This window comes from Nocardioides faecalis (genome assembly GCF_018388425.1).
Lineage (GTDB): Bacteria > Actinomycetota > Actinomycetes > Propionibacteriales > Nocardioidaceae > Nocardioides > Nocardioides faecalis.
Map to the genome: position 1 here is coordinate 1487862 of NZ_CP074406.1, position 15412 is coordinate 1503273.

General features: G+C 72.2%; 13 protein-coding genes. 4 read left to right on the top strand and 9 right to left on the bottom strand.

Features of this window, described 5'->3' with window-relative positions:
- Positions 1-14: 14 nt before the first annotated feature.
- The 4 genes from glgX to KG111_RS06875 all read left to right on the top strand — a co-directional run bounded on the left by glgX (position 15) and on the right by KG111_RS06875 (position 7154).
- Entirely contained in the window at positions 15-2231 is a 2217-nt protein-coding gene (glgX, locus tag KG111_RS06860; RefSeq protein WP_205291497.1) for a glycogen debranching protein GlgX, read from the top strand.
- Between the two features lie 47 nt (positions 2232-2278).
- Complete coding sequence (gene treY, locus KG111_RS06865; protein ID WP_249666339.1) at positions 2279-4600, top strand: malto-oligosyltrehalose synthase; 2322 nt, start codon at positions 2279-2281, stop codon at positions 4598-4600.
- Complete coding sequence (gene treZ / locus KG111_RS06870) at positions 4597-6375, top strand: malto-oligosyltrehalose trehalohydrolase (RefSeq protein ID WP_205291496.1); 1779 nt, start codon at positions 4597-4599, stop codon at positions 6373-6375. The genes treY and treZ overlap by 4 nt, the downstream gene beginning before the upstream one ends.
- A gap of 158 nt (positions 6376-6533) precedes the next feature.
- Entirely contained in the window at positions 6534-7154 is a 621-nt protein-coding gene (locus tag KG111_RS06875) for a fasciclin domain-containing protein (protein WP_205291495.1), read from the top strand.
- A gap of 92 nt (positions 7155-7246) precedes the next feature.
- On the opposite strand, the gene KG111_RS06880 is transcribed toward KG111_RS06875, so the two are convergent.
- The 9 genes from KG111_RS06880 to KG111_RS06920 all read right to left on the bottom strand — a co-directional run bounded on the left by KG111_RS06880 (position 7247) and on the right by KG111_RS06920 (position 15279).
- Positions 7247-7927, bottom strand: a complete 681-nt coding sequence (locus tag KG111_RS06880; RefSeq protein ID WP_205291494.1) for a hypothetical protein — start codon at positions 7925-7927, stop codon at positions 7247-7249.
- A gap of 195 nt (positions 7928-8122) precedes the next feature.
- Positions 8123-9304, bottom strand: coding sequence for an HNH endonuclease signature motif containing protein (locus KG111_RS06885; protein ID WP_205291493.1), 1182 nt, complete (start codon positions 9302-9304; stop codon positions 8123-8125).
- Between the two features lie 528 nt (positions 9305-9832).
- Positions 9833-10300, bottom strand: coding sequence for a pyridoxamine 5'-phosphate oxidase family protein (locus KG111_RS06890; RefSeq protein WP_349772015.1), 468 nt, complete (start codon positions 10298-10300; stop codon positions 9833-9835).
- A 105-nt stretch (positions 10301-10405) separates the two neighbouring features.
- The gene (locus KG111_RS06895; protein WP_205291491.1) at positions 10406-10891 is read right to left on the bottom strand and encodes a PPOX class F420-dependent oxidoreductase; all 486 of its coding nucleotides are present in this window, start codon (positions 10889-10891) and stop codon (positions 10406-10408) included.
- 12 nt (positions 10892-10903) lie between these two features.
- Positions 10904-13054, bottom strand: coding sequence for a xanthine dehydrogenase family protein molybdopterin-binding subunit (locus KG111_RS06900; RefSeq protein WP_205291490.1), 2151 nt, complete (start codon positions 13052-13054; stop codon positions 10904-10906).
- A complete protein-coding gene (locus KG111_RS06905) occupies positions 13051-14079 on the bottom strand; it encodes an FAD binding domain-containing protein (protein WP_205291489.1) in 1029 nt (342 codons plus the stop codon). The genes KG111_RS06900 and KG111_RS06905 overlap by 4 nt, the downstream gene beginning before the upstream one ends.
- Positions 14076-14606: a 2Fe-2S iron-sulfur cluster-binding protein gene (locus KG111_RS06910; RefSeq protein ID WP_205291488.1), complete on the bottom strand. Its 531-nt coding sequence runs from the start codon at positions 14604-14606 to the stop codon at positions 14076-14078. Before KG111_RS06910 ends, KG111_RS06905 begins: the two co-directional genes overlap by 4 nt.
- A 57-nt stretch (positions 14607-14663) precedes the next feature.
- Positions 14664-14927 carry a hypothetical protein gene (locus tag KG111_RS06915; RefSeq protein ID WP_205291487.1) on the bottom strand — a complete coding sequence of 88 codons (264 nt, stop codon included), beginning with the start codon at positions 14925-14927 and terminating at the stop codon, positions 14664-14666.
- Positions 14928-15021: 94 nt separating this feature from the next.
- A complete protein-coding gene (locus KG111_RS06920; protein WP_205291486.1) occupies positions 15022-15279 on the bottom strand; it encodes a hypothetical protein in 258 nt (85 codons plus the stop codon).
- Between the last annotated feature and the right edge of the window lie 133 nt (positions 15280-15412).

The following is a 15412-nucleotide window of genomic DNA, read 5'->3' on the forward strand; positions in this document are numbered from 1 at the left end:
GTCGTTCCAGCCGGATGCTCCGGCGCACGAATGGGGGAGACGTGTCAGACACCGTCAAGACGTGGCCGGGCTCGGCCTATCCGCTCGGGGCGACCTTCGACGGCAGCGGCACCAATTTCGCGCTGTTCAGTGAGGTCGCCGAGCGGGTCGAGCTCTGCCTGTTCGACGAGGACGCGGACGGACGGCGCAGCGAGACCCGGGTGGAGCTGACCGAGGTGGACGGCTACGTGTGGCACGCCTACCTGCCGGAGGTGCAGCCGGGCCAGCGCTACGGCTACCGGGTGCACGGACCCTGGGACCCCGCCAACGGGCTGCGCTGCAACCCGAACAAGCTGCTGCTGGACCCCTACGCCAAGGCGACGTCCGGCGAGATCGACTGGCACCCGTCGCTGTTCGGCTACGACTTCGACGAGCCGGACACCCGCAACGACGAGGACTCCGCGGAGCGGATGATGCTCGCAGTGGTGATCAACCCGTTCTTCGACTGGGAAGGCGACCGGTCCCCGCGCACGCCGTACGCCGAGACGGTGGTCTACGAGGCGCACGTCAAGGGCCTGACGATGACCCACCCGGACGTGCCGGAAGAGCTGCGCGGCACGTACGCCGGCTTGGCGCACCGCTCGGTGGTGGAGCACCTGGTCAAGCTCGGCGTGACCGCGGTCGAGCTGATGCCGGTGCACCAGTTCGTCCACGACGACGTGCTGCTGCAGCGCGGGCTGCGCAACTACTGGGGCTACAACACCATCGGCTTCTTCGCCCCGCACGCCGGCTACACCTCCGCCACCTCGGTGCCCGGCTACCAGGTGCAGGAGTTCAAGGCGATGGTCAAGACGCTGCACGAGGCCGGCATCGAGGTCATCCTCGACGTCGTCTACAACCACACCGCGGAGGGCAACCACCTCGGCCCGACGCTGAGCATGAAGGGCATCGACAACCCGGCGTACTACCGGCTCGTCGACGACGACAAGCAGTACTACATGGACTACACCGGCACCGGGAACTCCCTCAACGCCGGCAGCCCGCACTCGCTGCAGCTGATCATGGACTCGCTGCGCTACTGGGTCACCGAGATGCACGTCGACGGCTTCCGGTTCGACCTCGCCTCCGCGCTGGCGCGCGAGTTCTACGACGTCGACCGGCTGGCGACGTTCTTCGAGCTCGTGCAGCAGGACCCGGTGGTCAGCCAGGTGAAGCTGATCGCCGAGCCGTGGGACGTCGGCCCCGGCGGCTACCAGGTCGGCAACTTCCCGCCGCAGTGGACGGAGTGGAACGGCGCCTATCGCGACACGGTGCGCGACTTCTGGCGCGGCGAGCCGAACGTCGGCGAGCTCGCGAGCCGCCTGGCCGGCTCGGCCGACCTCTACGAGCACTCCGGCCGGCGCCCGGTGGCCAGCATCAACTTCGTCACCGCCCACGACGGGTTCACGCTGCGTGACCTGGTCTCTTATGAGAACAAGCACAACGAGGCCAACGGCGAGGACGGCCGCGACGGCGCCGACGACAACCGGTCGTGGAACCACGGCGTCGAGGGGCCCACCGACGACCCGGCCATCAACGAGGCACGCGCCCGCGACCAGCGCAACCTGCTGGCCACCCTGCTGCTCAGCCAGGGCGTGCCGATGATCCTGCACGGCGACGAGCTCGGCCGCACCCAGCACGGCAACAACAACACCTATGCGCAGGACTCCGAGCTGAGCTGGATCGACTGGGACCGGGTGGACCGTCCGCTCTGCGAGTTCGTCAGCGAGCTCGCCCGGCTGCGCCGCGAGCACCCGTCCCTGCGTCGGCAGCGGTTCTTCACCGGCACCACGGTGCGCACGGGGGAGGGGGAGCGGCTCAACGACATCGTCTGGCTGCACCCCGAGGGCAGGCCGATGGACGACGGCGACTGGACGAGCGGCCTGCGCACGCTGGGCATGTACCTCAACGGCGACGGCATCGCCGGTCGTGACCGGCAGGGCCATCCGATCCACGACGACCACTTCCTGGTGTTCTTCAACGGCGGCGACGAGGTGCCGGCGATGCTGCCCGAGGCGGAGTACAGCGAGCGGTGGCAGGTCGTGCTCGACACGTCCGGCACCTGCGACGTCGAGAAGCCGCTGGAGGCGGGCCAGATGCTGCCGCTGCCCCACCGCAGCGTGGTGGTGCTGCGCGAGTGGCACGACCCGCAGCCCGAGGTGGACCTCGGTCCGGCCGCGTCGGTCGCCTCGATGGCCGGCGGCACCGAGTGAGCGCGGGGGAGCGGACTGAGGCGGGCCAGGTGGTGGAGGTGGGCCGGGTGCCGACCAGCACGTACCGGCTGCAGGTCACCGCCGACTTCGACCTCGACGCCGCCCGGGAGCTGCTCGACTACCTCGACGACCTCGGCGTCGACTGGGTCTACCTGTCGCCGCTGCTCGAGTCACACCCCGGCAGCAGCCACGGGTACGACGTCGTCGACCCCACCCGCATCGACCCGGCCCGCGGCGGCGAGGTGGCGCTGGCCCGGCTCAGCGCGGAGGCGCACCGGCGCGGGATGGGCGTGCTGGTCGACATCGTGCCCAACCACGTCGGCGTGGAGAGCCCGGCCACCAACGGCTGGTGGTGGGACGTGCTGCGCACCGGCCGGGAGTCCCGGTTCGCCCGGTTCTTCGACATCGACTGGGCCGCCGGCGGCGGCAAGGTGCTGCTGCCGGTCGTCGGTGACGACGACCTGGCGGGCGAGGAGGTCGCGAACCTGCACCTGGTCGACGGCATGCTCGGCTACCACGACCACCGGTTCCCGATCGCGCCCGGCACGCAAGGCGAGGACCCGGCGCAGGTGCACGCCCGCCAGCACTACCGCCTCGTCAGCTGGCGCGACGCTGACACCCGGATGAACTACCGCCGCTTCTTCGCCGTCAACACCCTCGCCGCGGTGCGGGTGGAGGACCGCGACGTCTTCGAGACCAGCCACGTCGAGATCGCCCGCTGGTTCCGCGAGGGGCTGGTCGACGGGCTGCGGGTGGACCACCCCGACGGCCTGCGTCACCCCGGCGCCTACCTGGACGACCTCGCCGACCTCACCGGCGGCGGCTGGGTGGTGGTCGAGAAGATCCTGGAGCCCGGCGAGACCCTGCCGGAGCACTGGGCCACCGCCGGCACCACCGGCTACGACGTCCTCGCGCTGATCGACCGCGTGCTGGTCGACCCGGCCGGCGAGGAGCCGCTCACCACGTTCGACGACCGGCTCCGTGGCGGCGTGCCCGACTGGTCGACGCTCATGGTCGAGAACAAGCGGCACGTGGCGCGGAGCATCCTCAACGCCGAGGTCCGCCGTCTGGCCCGCGAGCTCGCCCGGGAGCTGGACGTCACCCCCGACGAGGAGTGGCGCGCACCGGTCGAGGAGGTGCTGGTCGAGCTGCTCGCCGGCTTCGGCGTCTACCGCAGCTACCTGCCCGAGGGGCTCGAGCACCTCGAGGACGCCGCCGACCGGGTGCGCACGGAGCGACCCGAGCTGGGCGAGACCCTCGAGGAGGTGCTGCCGCTGCTGCGCGACCCCCTGCTGGCACCGGCGCGGCGGTTCCAGCAGACCAGCGGCATGGTGATGGCCAAGGGCGTGGAGGACCGGGCCTTCTACCGGTGGAGCCGGCTCACCACGCTCAACGAGGTCGGCGCCGACCCGGACCACTTCGCGCTCGCACCCACCGCGTTCCACGACGCGATGACGCAGCGCCAGACGCGCCACCCGGACGCGATGACCACCCTCAGCACCCACGACACCAAGCGCGGCGAGGACGTGCGCGCCCGGATCAGCGTGCTGGCCGAGGACCCGCAGTGGTGGACCGAGACGCTCACCGCGCTCCTCGACGCCGCCCCCGCACCCGACCCCGGGTTCGCGAACCTGCTGTGGCAGGCCGCGCTCGGCGCCTGGCCGCTGAGCCGGGAGCGCCTGCACGCCTACGCCGAGAAGGCCATGCGCGAGGCCGGGGACCGCACCACCTGGACCGAGCCCGACACCGCCTACGAGAGTGCGGTGCACGCCCTGGTCGACGCGGCGTACGACGACCCGGCCGTGGCCGAGATCGTGGAGCGTGCCGCCGCCCGCCTGGCGGGGCCGGGATGGAGCAACGCGCTGTCCGCCAAGCTGCTCAGCCTGACCGTGCCCGGCGTCCCGGACGTCTACCAGGGCAGCGAGCTGTGGGAGCAGAGCCTGGTCGACCCGGACAACCGCCGCCCCGTCGACCACGCCCAGCGGCGCCGGCTCCTCGCGGAGACCCACGACGGCGTCGTGCCCGGTCTCGGCACCGGCACCGACGACCCGGGCACCATGAAGCTGCACGTGGTCCGCTCCGCGCTGCGGTTGCGCCGCGAGCGGCCCGAGGCGTTCACCGGCTACACCCCGATCGCCGCGACCGGACCCGCGGCCGAGCACGTGCTCGCCTTCGACCGGGGCGGTGCGATCACCGTCGTCACCCGGCTCCCGCTTGGCCTGGCCGCCGCCGGCGGCTGGGGCGAGACCACCCTCGACCTGCCCGGCGGGCACTGGCGCGACCTGGTCACCGGGCGCACCGCCGACCCGCGGCTCTCCGTCCTGCTGGGCGAGACGCCGGTGGCCCTGCTGGTGAAGGAGGAGCGATGAGCGCGCAGTCCGCTGCACAGCCCGCTGCGGAGCGACCGGCCCGCGGACCGTTCGACGTGTGGGCACCCCGGTGTGACCGGGTGCGGCTGAGCCTGGCCGAGGACGTGGTGGACATGGTCCCGGCCGACGGCGGCTGGTGGACACCCGCCTCGGTGCCGGCGGGGGTGCCGGACGGGACGTCGTACGGCTTCCTGCTGGGCGAGGACACCACGGTGCTGCCCGACCCGCGCTCGCGACGCCAGCCCGGCGGCGTGCACGAGCGGTCCGCGACCTTCGACGCAGGCGCGCACACCTGGACCGACGCCGGGTGGACGGGGCGCCAGCTCGCCGGCGCCACCATCTACGAGCTGCACGTGGGCACCTTCAGCCCCGCCGGCACCTTCGACGGCGTCGTGGAGCGGCTCGACCACCTGGTCTCGCTCGGCGTCGGGTTCGTCGAGCTGATGCCGGTCAACGCGTTCAACGGCGTGCACAACTGGGGCTACGACGGCGTGCTGTGGTCGGCGGTGCACGAGCCCTACGGCGGTCCCGCCGGCTACCAGCGGCTCGTCGACGCCTGCCACCGCGCCGGGATCGGCGTCATCCAGGACGTCGTCTACAACCACCTCGGGCCCTCGGGCAACTACCTGCCGCGCTTCGGTCCCTACCTGAAGCAGGGCCGCAACACGTGGGGTGACCTGGTCAACCTCGACGGCGAGGGCGCGGCCGAGGTACGGCGCTACATCCTGGACAGCGCACTGATGTGGCTGCGCGACTACCACGTCGACGGGCTGCGGCTCGACGCCGTGCACGCGCTGCACGACGACTCCGACCTCCACCTGCTGGAGGAGATGGCGATCGAGGTGCAGGCGCTGTCGGCACACCTGAACCGCCCGCTGACGTTGATCGCCGAGTCCGACCTCAACGACACCCGTCTGGTCACGCCGCGCGAGGCCGGCGGCTACGGTCTCGACGCGCAGTGGAGCGACGACTTCCACCACGGCGTGCACGTCGCTCTGACCGGTGAGACCACCGGCTACTACGCCGACTTCGAGCCGCTCGGTGCGCTCGGCAAGGTCCTCGACTGCGGCTTCTTCCACGACGGCACGTTCTCCAGCTTCCGCGACGCTCCGCACGGCAGGCCGGTCGACACCGAGCGGATGCCGGCGTGGCGGCTGGTGGTCTGCGCGCAGAACCACGACCAGATCGGCAACCGGGCCCGGGGCGACCGCACCGCGGAGCACCTGAGCACCGAGCAGCTGCTGTGCGGTGCGCTGCTGACCCTGGGCTCGCCGTTCACGCCGATGCTGTTCCAGGGCGAGGAGTGGGCGGCCAGCACGCCGTTCGCGTTCTTCACCTCCCACCCCGAGCCCGAGCTGGCCACCGCGACCGCCGAGGGCCGGCTGGCGGAGTTCGAGCGGATGGGGTGGGACCCCGACGAGGTCCTCGACCCGCAGGACCCGGCCACCTTCGCCGCGAGCCGGCTGCGGTGGGAGGAGGCCGAGACCGGCGAGCACGCCCGGGTGCTGGCCGGCTACCGGCGCCTGGCCCAGCTGCGTCGTACCTGCCCCGAGCTCACGGACCCCTCCTTCGGGTCGGCCACCGTCGACGAGGAGGCCAGGCGGCTCACGCTGGAGCGCGGTGCGCTGGCGATCCACGTCAACCTCGGCACCGAGCCGTGGCAGGTGGCGGCCACCGAGGTGCTGTTCAGCACCGGCTCCGAGCCGGCGCAGGACAGCGTGCCGGGCGGCTCAGTGGTCGTGCCCGGGGGCAACGGCGTCCTCGTGCGCCGCTGAGGCGAGGCACCCGGCGAGGATCCCCAGCAGCGCCACGGCGACGCCGATCGCCGGAGAAATCTGGAGAAGGTGGGCAATCCGGCCCGCTGACGGCGCCGAAGCACTGGTGACAGTCCCGCGCGGTCCCGCGCGACCCCACCCACTCGGAGGACAGCACGATGAACCAGCGTCAGCTCAAGATCGGACTCGTCGGCCTCGTCACCGCGGCCGTCGCCGGTGCCACCTTCTCCCCGGCCCCCGCCCAGGCCGCCCTCGACGACCGCAGCCTCGCCGAGGTCCTCGCGGCCGACAAGGGGTACGACCGCAACTGGCACGACTTCGACATCCTCGAGAAGGCGGTGACCACCGTCCTCAAGGCCAAGCCCAACAGCCCGGTCTCGGTGCTCGCCGACGGCGACACCCGCCTCACCGCGTTCCTGCCCACCGACGCCGCGTTCCGCCGGCTGGTGAAGGACCTCAGCGGCAAGCAGCCGCGCACCGAGCGCGCGACCTTCAACGCCGTGGCGAAGGTCGCCGACGTCGACACCCTCGAGGCGGTGCTGCTCTACCACGTGGTGCCGCAGCGGCTGAACGCCAAGAAGGTGCTGAAGTCCGACGGCGCCAAGCTCAAGACGGCCGCCAACCTCAACATCACCGTCCGGGTCAAGGGCAAGAAGGTCAAGCTGATCGACAAGGACCGCGACGCCCAGAACCCGCGCGTGGTGGCGGTGGACATCAACAAGGGCAACAAGCAGATCGCCCACGCCATCAACCGGGTGCTGCGTCCGATCGACCTCTGAGGTCGGCCGCACCACGTCCCGGCCCCTTCCGTGCGCTCGACCCTCGAGGTCAGGCACCGGAGGGGGCCGGTCGCGTTGGTGAGGTGTCCGGGTCAGTCCGAGCGCCCGACGCCGACGGCATCGAGGACGGCACGACCGCCGTCCAGCACGCCACCGACCGTGCCGCGCTGGTCCTCCGAACCCGGCGCTGTTGCGTGCGGGTCGTCGGTCAGGCGTACGTCTCGACAGCCGTAGTCGTCGACGACCACCCCGGTCTGGTCGCCGCCGTGGCTGTACACGATCATCCACCGTGCGCCCAGGTCAGCGGTGCAGGCACGGTTGCGGTCGGCAGGGGCCAGGTCGTCAAGGGCCGTCTTGAGGGCGGGTAGGTCCCCGGCGGGAACGGGTTCGGGGTCGCCCTTGCGCGTCCACCCGAAGACAGCACCGCCGTCGGCGGTCGTGCCAGCGTCGAAGGGCCAGTACTGACACACCCACGCCTCCTCGGGCGCGAGGAGGTCCGGGCGCTCGTCCGCCGGCTCATCGGCCCCGAAGCCGTGCCCGGAAGGGTCATCGCCCGTGGGCAGCTCCTCTGGGCAGGGGCGCTTCCCGGCGTCGGCGAGCTCACTGGATGGCACCACGGGGCTGGCAGTGGTGGGGGCGTTGCCGCATCCGGCGAGGAAGACGGCTCCGGGGGCCAGGCTCAGCAGCAGGGCGCCGCGACCTGCCCGGCGAACGGCGCGCGGTCGGATGCTGCCAGTGGGGGCAGGGCTCATCGTGAACGTCGGCATGGTCATCAGACGGTCTCACAGCCTTCGGGGTTCCACAGCCAGTGCAGCTACCGAGTCACCACAGGCAGTCGGACCAGAGATCCTGGCACCGTGGCCCGGCCGGGCTAGAACCGTCGGTGGAACCTGAGGTCACCGGTGGGCAGGAGGTTCATCGCGTAGGTGGGGTGGGCGCGGGTCGTGGGCGCGGTGGTGCTGTCGCGCTCAACCTGGCCGAGGCAGGGCACACTGTCGCTTGGTGAACCGGTAGTCGCCGTTGGGCAGGAGGGTCATCTCGTAGCTGGGATCGTGGGCGCGGAGGTGGTCCTGTTTGCAGAAACAGACGGCGTCTTTGAGGTCGGTGCGACCGCCTTGGGACCAGGGTCTGAGGTGGTGGGCCTCGGTCCACGCCGCGGTGATGGTGCAGCCCTCAGCCCGGCATCGTCGATCGCGGACCTTCATCGCCTTGCGTTGGGGCTTGGTGAACAACCGCTTCGCGCGGCCCTGGTCGAGGAGCTCGGAGTCCCCGCCGTACACCTGCGGGATGATCGCCGCCTGGCAGGCGAGGCGCCGGGCTTCGCCGGCGGAGATCGGGTCGGCGCCACCGCCGGTGATCGCGATCGCGGTGGCGAGGTCGGTCAGCAGCTGCTCGTGGGACAGGGCCACGATCACCGTGGTGGCATCGCCGCCGTGCTCGGGGAGCTGGTCGGGGTCGAGGAGCTCGAGCAGTGCTTCGAAGGCGTGGGCGTTGGCTCGGTGCCGGGGGATGGCGGTGGTCGAGCCTGTCGAGACCCCGCCGGTCCCGCCGTTCTTGCGGGGTGAGGTGTAGGCGTCGAGATAGGTCCGCAGCCGGTTCGCCACGGTCGTCGGCAGCACTCCGGAGAGTCGGGTGCGGCCGTCGCCGAGGTCCCGCAGGCTCAGCGTCGCCCTCTCGCGGGCGTGCCGTTCCTCGTCCTGAAGCTTCTTGCCCTCTTCGGCGTCGGCGACCTCGGGCGCGACGACGTCGAGGATCCGGCGTGCCAGCCGGCGGAGGTCCTTGGGACCGAACTCGTCGCAGTACCCGACCAGGGTCACCTCTGCCCCGGCGACGGTCTCCGGGGCCAGCTCGGTGGGCAGCTCGTCGAGCCCGAGGGTGATCACCCTCGCCTGCGCCGCGGACACATGGCCGTCCCGCATCCCGGCAGCGACCACGGTCCGGGTCTCGAGCGCCTTGGCGAGCCGCCAGTCGGCCCGTGCCGTTTGTGGGTCGGTGTGGGTGGTGTGGGCGATCCAGGCGCCGGCGTCGCGGGCACCGTGCATCGCCGCGACATCATCGGCCGAGGCGAGCAACCGCAGCCTCAGCTCGGCGACCTGGGCCTCGATGTGCGTCAGCTCGACCAGCGCCGTCTCCTTGTCGGAGGTCGCCATGAACAACGGCTCAACGTCCGCCACCTCGCCCAGGACCCGACGCATCTGCCCGGCAGCCTGGAGCACGGGATGGCGGGTGAGAACACCAGCGGTCACTGCGATCGACCTCCCCGAGACGGTGGGTCACGCGTCGAGCGGGAGCGCTCGACCTACGGTCGATCCTACCATTAATCGAACAAGTGTTCTAGTGCGAAGCTGGCGGATTCTCACTGGAGCTCGCGGTGTGTGATGTCTCAGGGGCATCGGTGACAGTTCTGCATCGGGACATCGGTGACGCTCTGAATCATCTTGGTGGTGACACTTCAGCCGCGAGGCTGCGGCGGCGGCTGCCCAGGAACCCATCGATCCGCGTGTCCGTCTCGCGATCTCACCGTGGCTCGACGATGCGCGCGGGCGACAACGGCCGAGCGCTGAACCCCTCACGCTTGGGTGTGCTCGGCCAGTTCGTGGCGCACCTGATGACGCTGTACCGCCACCGCGAGCCGCGACGTCGATAGCCTCCGCGCGTCGCTAGGTGGCCCTTCGCGTTCAGGTCGACGGCGAGTGTGTCGGTCGCCATGTCTGACGCGGTGCGAAGCCCGAGCGACGCAGCCAGTGCTCCGTGTAGAGGATTCGATGCGGAGTGATGACCGTGAGCGGATCCTGCGGCGGGTCGTCGAGGGAGCGTCCTCGCTCCACGTGGTCCGACTGCCAGCGGAATGCCTCCCAGTAGGCGGCGGCTTCCGGCTCCTCGCGCTCGATGGTGCTGGCGGTGCCGAACAGCTGCGCTCCTCGACTGCTTGCTTGGCCGACCAGCGGCGCGAAGATGCCTGCGGACACGCGGGGGTCTCGCTGGAGGTTGCGCGACTTCACCGAGGCATTCCAGCTGGTGTAGAAGATCTCGAACCCGAGGCTGTAGTACCGCACCGGCGTTGCGGCCGGCGAGCCCTCCGAGTTGGTCGTGGCGATGACGGCCATGTTCTGCGCCGACAGCAGGTTCAGGATCCGCTCTTCCAGCTGGTCGCGAGGGAGTCCCTGCTGCGGCGTCGGCCCCGCAAGCTAAGGGTTGGTCAGTGGCATGCGGCAGTCTCCCACGGTGGTGCGCAGTGGGTGTTGACGCGCTCAGACCAGTCGCGGCGGGAAGCCGCCGGTCGCGACGGGGCCCCAGGCGGTCGGGGTGATCCGCAGCAGGGACTTGCCCTGCTCGACCATCGCGGCGCGGTACTCGTCCCAGTCGGAGTGCTCGCCGGCGATGTTGCGGAAGTACTCCACGAACGCGTCCAGCGCCGCCTCGTCCCGGTTGCCCTCGTCGTCGGAGGCGTCCAGCACCTCGCAGGTGCCGGAGACCTGCACCCACGGGCCGTCCCACTCGTCGGAGACGACGACCACGTCCACCTGGGGGTCACGGCGTGCGTTGCGGGTCTTGGCGCGCTCGGGGTAGGTCGCGATCACCAGCCGGCCGCTGTCGTCGACGCCGCCGGTGACCGGCGAGGCTTGCGGGCTGCCGTCGGCGCGTCGGGTGATCAGCAGGAACCGGTGCCGCGGGCGGACGAAGTCCAGCAGGGCGTCGCGGTCGACGTCGGTGTTGGTGGCGATGTTGCGGGCCATGGGGGTGTCCGTTCAGTCGAGGAAGAGGTCGGGGGTCAGCGGGATCTGCCGCACCCGGCGGCCGGTGGCGTGGAAGGTGGCGTTCGCGACCGCCGCGGCGGTGCCCACGATGCCGATCTCGCCGATGCCGCGCGAGCCCATCGGGGTGAGCAGCGTGTCGTCCTCCTCCAGCCACTCCACCTCCAGCTCACGCACGTCGGCGTTGGTCGCCACGTGGTAGGTCGCGAGGTCCTGGGTGACGAAGTGACCGAACCGCGGATCACGCCAGGACTCCTCGAACAGCGCAGCGGACAGGCCCATCACCAGCCCGCCGAGGAGCTGGGAGCGCGCCGTCGTCGGGTTGATCACCCGGCCCACCGAGTAGACCCCCAGCATCCGCGGCACCCGGATCTCCCCGGTCAGCCGGTGCACCCGCGCCTCACAGAAGACCGCACCGAAGGAGTGCATGGCGTGCGTCTTCGCGCCCGGCGCGTCCGCCGCCGCGGCGGTCGTCTCCACGCCGGGCGAGGGAGCGTCGCCGTGGTCGGCGCGGAACAGCTGGGCCGCCGCCACGATCGCCGAGCCCCACGAGCTGGTGCCCGAGGAGCCACCGGCCACGCTCGCGCTCGGCAGCAGCGTGTCCGCGATCTCCAGCTCCACCGACTCCACCGCGACGCCCAACGCGTCCGCGGCGATCTGCGCCAGCACGGTCCGGGCGCCGGTGCCGATGTCCACGGCCCCGATCGCCACCGCGTATCGCCCGCCCTCCAGCGCGCGCACCCGCGCCCGGTTGCCGGGCGAGCGCATGGCCGGGTACGTCGCCGAGGCCACCCCCAGGCCGACCCACCAGTCGCCGTCCAGCGTCGCCCGCGGCGCCTCGGCGCGCTCGGACCAGCCGAACCGCTCCGCGCCCCGGTCGAAGCACTCCATCAGCCGCCGTTCGTTGAACGCCAGGCCGGTCTCCGGGTCGGTCGCGGTGTCGTTGCGGCGTCGTACCTCGATCGGGTCCATGCCGGTGGCGACGGCGAGCTCGTCCATGGCGACCTCCTGGGCGTACATGCCCGGCATCTCGCCGGGCGCGCGCATCCAGGACGGCACCGTCACGTCGAGCTGCGCCAGCCGGTGGCTGGTACGACGCGCAGGGGCGGCGTACATCATCCGACTCGGTGAGGCGGTCTGCTCGGCGAACTCACGGATCCGCGACGTCTGTTCGGCCACCCGGTGCTCCAGCGCCGTCAGCGCACCGTCGGCCCGCGCGCCCAGCGTCACGTGCGAGATGGTGGCCGTGCGGTAGCCGGTCATGCCGAACATCTGCTGCCGGGTCACCGCCAGCCTCACGGCGCGGCCCGGCACCGTGCGCGCGGCGAGCGCCGCCGCCATCTCGTGGCTGTGCGCCTCGCCCTTGCTGCCGAACCCGCCGCCGACGTACGGCGCAACTACCCGCACCTGCTCCGGTGTCAGCCCGAGCATCGGCGCCAGCGTCGAGACCACGCCGTGCACGCCCTGGGTGGAGTCGTGCAACGTCAGCACCACCGGATCAGCGTCCCCCTCGGCGGAGTCCTCGGCGGACTTCTCAGCGGGGTCGGCCCACCGGGCGACCAGGGCGTGCGGCTCCAACGGGTTGTTCGACTCGTACGCGGTCCGGTAGGTCTCGGCGACGCGGACGTCGGCTGCGGACAGTGCGGCGTCGACGTCGCCCTCGGTGGTGTCGGTCGGCATCGCCGGGTTCACCTGCTCGGGCCGGTAGGTCGCGTTGTCCTCGCGCAGCTCCGCCTCGTGCTCGGCGACCTCGTAGTCGACGTGCACCAGCGCGGCGCCTTCGCGGGCGGCCTCGGAGGTCTCGGCGAGCACCACCGCCACCACCTGGCCGCGGTAGCCGACCCAGGCGTCCTGCAGGATCGCCAGCTCCTTGTTGTCGGTCTGCGCCAACCGCGGGGCGTTGGTGTGGTCGATGACCGACACCACGCCGGGGTGGGCGAGCGCCGCGGCGGGGTCGATGCTGGTGATCCGGCCCCGCGCCACCCGGGAGAGCACCAGCCAGGCGTGCAGCGCGTCGGGCGGTGCGTGCTCGACCGCGTAGCGCGCCCGGCCTGTCACCTTCTCCACGCCGTCGGCCCGCACGCTCGCCGTGCCGATCGCACGCTGGTGCACCGGGGTGGTCCGGACCTCCACGGGCTCGCTCATCGCGCCCCTCCTTCCCGCACCAGGTGGAGCAGGGCGGCCACGGTGGCGTTGCGCACCATCGCCGGCTTGTACGCCGTCTGCTCGTCCACCTCGGCGCTGGCCAGCTCGACGTCCGCGGCGGCGCGCACCGTCTCCTCGTCCGGCACCCGGCCGCGCAGCAGCTCCTCGGCGCGGCTCGCCCGCCACGGCTTGTGCGCCGCCCCGCCCCACGCGATCCGCACGTCGGTGACGGTGCCGTCCTCGGCCAGCTCCAGGCCGGCGGCGACCGAGACCAGCGCGAAGGCGTACGACGCCCGGTCGCGCACCTTGAGGTAGTGCGAGCGCCGAGCGGCGGGGGAGTCGGTCAGCTCGACGGCGGTGACGAGCTCACCGTGGCGCAGCGTGGTGTCGTCCTGCGGACGGTCCCCGGGCAGTCGGTGCAGCTCGGCGAACGGCACCCGGTGCTCCCCGTCGGCGCCCAGCATCACGACCTCGGCGTCGAGGGCAGCGAGCGCGACCGCCAGGTCGGAGGGGTGCACCGTGACGCAGTCCGGGCTCGCGCCGAGGATCGCGTTGTAGCGGCCGTAGCCGCCGATCGCGGAGCAGCCGGAGCCCGGCTCCCGCTTGTTGCACGGCGTCGTGACGTCGGTGAAGTAGACGCAGCGGGTGCGCTGCAGCAGGTTGCCCGCCGTGGTGGCCTGGTTGCGGATCTGCCCCGAGGCGCCGGACAGCAGCGCCCGCACCACGACCGGGAAGCGTTCGCGGACCCGCGGGTCGGCGGCCAGGTCGCTGTTGCGCACGTTCGCGCCGACCCGCAGCCCGGCCGGGCCACCGTCGCCGTCGGCACCGGCGGGGGAGGCGAGCTCCGCGACGGCGTCCAGCCCCAGGCGTCGTACGTCGACCAGGGCGGCCGGGCGCGCGACCCCGAGCTTGAGGTGGTCCACGAGGTTGGTACCGCCGGCCAGGAACCGCGCCTCCGGGTCGCCGGCGACCGCGGCCACGGCGGCGGCGGGGTCCGGGGCGGCCAGGTAGGTCAGCTCCCTCACGCGCCCACCTCCTGCGCCGCGGCCTCCCGGACGGCGTCGAGGATGCCGACGTAGGCGCCGCAGCGGCACAGGTTGCCGCTCATCCGCTCCCGCAGCTCGTCGTCGTCGGCGCTCGGGGCGCCGGTGAGGTCGGTGGTGACGTGACTGGGGTGGCCCTGGCGCAGCTCCTCGAGCGCCCCGACGGCCGAGCACACCTGGCCCGGGGTGCAGTAGCCGCACTGCAGGCCGTCGTGGCGCAGGAACGCCTGCTGCACCGGGTGCAGTCCCTCGGCGTCGTTCGCGGTGTTCGAGAGCCCGTCGGCGGTGGTGATCTCCGCGCCGTCGTACGCCACGGCCAGGGCCAGGCAGGTCAGGTGCCGACGGCCGTCGAGCAGCACCGTGCACGAACCACACTGGCCGTGGTCACAGCCCTTCTTCGCAGACGTGTTGCCCAGCCGCTCACGCAGTGCATCGAGCAGGGTGGTGCGGGTGTCGACGGTGAGGGTCCGGTCGGTGCCGTCGACCCTCAGCGAGATCTCGGTCTCCATGCAGGCCGCGGTACCCCGCGAGTGCGCCGATCAGCCCGGCTGACCGCGACGCGCTCCTCACTCCTCGGTGAGCTTCCAGGCCGGCATGCCGGGGTGGGTGTGGTGCCCGGAGCGGATCTCGTGGGCCGTCTCGGCGAGGGTGGCCTCGTCGGCACGCAGCCCGCGGCTGTGCAGCTCCGCGACGAGCCGGGCCTCGACGTCGGCGGCGGCGTCCTGGGCGTAGGCGGTGGAGACGGCGTCGATCGCCTGCTGTGCGACGGCGAGCACGGGTGCGCCGAGCTCGGTGACGCGGTCGGGGTCGACCTCGAAGTGCTTGGTCATGATGCCCTCCTGACGACCCCGGTTCGTGGCGCCGAGGGTGACCCTCTCGGTGCCCGCACCGGGGCGCGTCAACCCCTTGCGGGGGCGGGTGCGCTCAGCGCTCGCCGGAGGGGCCCGGCGGGGGAGCGATGCGCCGACCGGTGCCGCGCGGCAGCGTGCCGGCGCGGTGGGCGGCGAACGCGGCGAGGCGACCCTCGAGCCACTCCGCCTGCCGGACGCGCTCCATGTGGGCGGCGTGGGAACGGCGCGGCAGCGCCTCAGGGTCGGCGCCGAGCTGCTTCTTGACCGCCTCGTAGGTGGGAGCGGACTCTCGCGACGGGTCGGGCCGGGCGGATTGGGGGGACGTGGTCACGGGTCCTCCTGGTCGGTCGATGTGCCACCCACCCGAGATCGTGGTGGCGGCCTACCGGGGCGTGCGTCGTGCGGTCGCGGCACGCTCGCCGCGGCGCCGACCATCATGCGCCACCGGCTTGCCGGGCCGCGAA

Excerpts from the sequence above, each read along its gene's own strand:
- glgX (WP_205291497.1), top strand. The coding sequence starts at position 15 with ATGCTCCGGCGCACGAATGGGGGAGACGTGTCAGACACCGTCAAGACG.
- treZ (WP_205291496.1), top strand. The coding sequence starts at position 4,597 with ATGAGCGCGCAGTCCGCTGCACAGCCCGCTGCGGAGCGACCGGCCCGC.
- KG111_RS06875 (WP_205291495.1), top strand. The coding sequence starts at position 6,534 with ATGAACCAGCGTCAGCTCAAGATCGGACTCGTCGGCCTCGTCACCGCG.
- KG111_RS06880 (WP_205291494.1), bottom strand. The coding sequence starts at position 7,927 with ATGACCATGCCGACGTTCACGATGAGCCCTGCCCCCACTGGCAGCATC.
- KG111_RS06885 (WP_205291493.1), bottom strand. The coding sequence starts at position 9,304 with ATGGCGACCTCCGACAAGGAGACGGCGCTGGTCGAGCTGACGCACATC.
- KG111_RS06895 (WP_205291491.1), bottom strand. The coding sequence starts at position 10,891 with ATGGCCCGCAACATCGCCACCAACACCGACGTCGACCGCGACGCCCTG.
- KG111_RS06900 (WP_205291490.1), bottom strand. The coding sequence starts at position 13,054 with ATGAGCGAGCCCGTGGAGGTCCGGACCACCCCGGTGCACCAGCGTGCG.
- KG111_RS06910 (WP_205291488.1), bottom strand. The coding sequence starts at position 14,606 with ATGGAGACCGAGATCTCGCTGAGGGTCGACGGCACCGACCGGACCCTC.
- KG111_RS06915 (WP_205291487.1), bottom strand. The coding sequence starts at position 14,927 with ATGACCAAGCACTTCGAGGTCGACCCCGACCGCGTCACCGAGCTCGGC.